Annotated in this window: 2 protein-coding genes; both read left to right on the forward strand. The window is 50.0% G+C overall.

Annotated elements, in window-relative coordinates:
* Positions 1-1095 (forward strand): chemotaxis response regulator protein-glutamate methylesterase (locus R7Q48_RS24075; RefSeq protein WP_318132586.1); only part of this gene is annotated, 1095 nt, incomplete at its 5' end.
* 8 nt (positions 1096-1103) lie between these two features.
* A partial coding sequence (locus tag R7Q48_RS24080; RefSeq protein WP_318132588.1) for a ParA family protein occupies positions 1104-1535 on the forward strand: 432 nt, incomplete at its 3' end.

Consider the following 1535-nt stretch of genomic DNA (forward strand, 5'->3'; position numbering starts at 1 on the left):
CTAGTCGTTGATGATTCGAGTTTTTTCCGTCGTCGCGTAAGCGAAATCATCAACTCAGAATCGCGCCTAGAAGTGATTGACGTTGCGGTAAATGGCAGAGAAGCGGTCGAAAAAGCCAAAGCTCTCAAGCCGGACGTCATCACCATGGATATTGAAATGCCAGTTATGGATGGCATTACGGCTGTGCGTGAAATCATGGGCGCATCTCCAACGCCAATTCTGATGTTTTCGTCCCTGACTCATGATGGGGCGAAAGCAACTCTTGATGCGTTGGACGCTGGTGCTCTGGACTTCTTACCGAAGAAGTTTGAAGATATTGCACGTAACCGCGATGAAGCGGTTTCGCTGCTTCAGCAACGTGTCATTCAAATTGCCTCCAAGCGTGCTTTCATGCGCCGTCCTGTAGCGCGTCCAGCTGCTGCAACTAGTGCTGCGCGCCCACTGGCTTCAAGAACCGCTACGCCTGCCGCATCGGCTCCGGCTCGGCCGGCAGCAACCAAGTTCCGCGCATCGGGTAAGAAATACCAGTTAACAGCGATTGGCACATCCACTGGTGGCCCAGTTGCTTTACAAAAAATTCTTACTCGTCTGCCGATGAACTACCCACATCCAATTGTGCTGATTCAGCATATGCCTGCGACATTTACGGCGGCATTTGCAAGTCGATTGAACACGTTGTGTAAGATTCAAGTGAAAGAAGCACAAGACGGTGATGTGTTACAAGCTGGTGTGGCTTACCTAGCGCCAGGCGGCAAGCAAATGATGATTGATGGTCGTGCAGGTGCTGCTCGCCTTCGCATCATTGATGGCGGTGATCGCATGAACTACAAACCGTGTGTGGATGTGACCTTTGGCTCTGCGGCGAAAGTTTACGGCGACAAAGTACTTTCTATGGTGCTCACCGGAATGGGTGCAGATGGCCGAGAAGGTGCACGTATGCTGAAATCGGCAGGTTCAACCATTTGGGCACAAGACGAAGAAAGCTGTGTGGTTTACGGTATGCCTCAAGCTGTTGCTAAAGCGGACATTTCTTCTGAAGATTTACCTCTTGACCGAATTGCAGAACGCATGCTGGTGGAAGTGGGTTTAGCGTAGGATAAATCATGATCGTTTGGAGTGTAGCTAACCAAAAAGGTGGGGTAGGTAAAACCACATCAACAGTGACACTAGCAGGTTTGTTGAGCCAGAAAGGTCATCGTGTATTGATGGTCGACACCGATCCTCATGCGTCACTGACGACTTATCTTGGTTACGACTCAGATACCGTGTCATCAAGCTTGTTCGATCTGTTTCAGCTAAAGACGTTCACTCGCGATACGGTTAAGCCGTTGATCTTAGAAACCGAGTTGGAAGGAATGGACATCATTCCTGCGCACATGTCATTGGCTACGCTAGACCGCGTAATGGGTAACCGAAGTGGCATGGGGTTGATTTTGAAGCGCGCACTTCAAGCGGTTTCGCAAGATTACGACTACGTGTTGATCGATTGTCCACCAATCCTTGGTGTGATGATGGTTAATGCACTCGCGGCGAGT

It is taken from the genome of Vibrio sp. 378, assembly GCF_033339435.1.